The 402-nt window shown below is 72.1% G+C and carries 1 protein-coding gene; it reads left to right on the top strand.

The features are described from left to right. Positions 1–402, top strand: a 402-nt coding sequence (locus LPA54_RS40875) for an SURF1 family protein (protein WP_228985473.1), incomplete at both ends; no start/stop codon positions are given.

Genomic DNA, 402 nt, shown 5'->3' with positions numbered 1-402 from the left:
TGGTGCGCCGCCGCACCAACGCCGACGAGGAGATCGGCTTCCACGTCCTGACCCCCTTCGTCCTGGACGACGGCAAGGTGCTGCTGGTCAACCGCGGCTGGATCCCCGCCGACGGCCCGAGCCAGACCGAGTTCCCGAAGGTGCCCGCGCCGCCGCGCGGCGAGACCACGATCACCGGCCGGCTGATGCCGGACGAGACGACCGAGGCCAGCGGCATCAAGGACCTCGAAGGCCTGCCGGACCGGCAGATCATGCTGATCAACAGCGAGCGGGAGGCGGAGCGGCTGGACGCCGACGTGCTCGGCGGCTACGTGGCGCAGACCGCGCCCGAGCCCGCGAGCGGCCTCCCCCAGCAGCTCGGCAACCCGGGCAACGAGAACGCGGCGCTGAACTACGCGTACG

Source organism: Streptomyces sp. DH12 (genome assembly GCF_020873895.1).
Classification (GTDB): Bacteria; Actinomycetota; Actinomycetes; order Streptomycetales; family Streptomycetaceae; genus Streptomyces.
The sequence above is the reverse complement of the archived record's forward strand: the minus strand, read 5'-3'. Positions and strand labels throughout refer to the sequence as shown.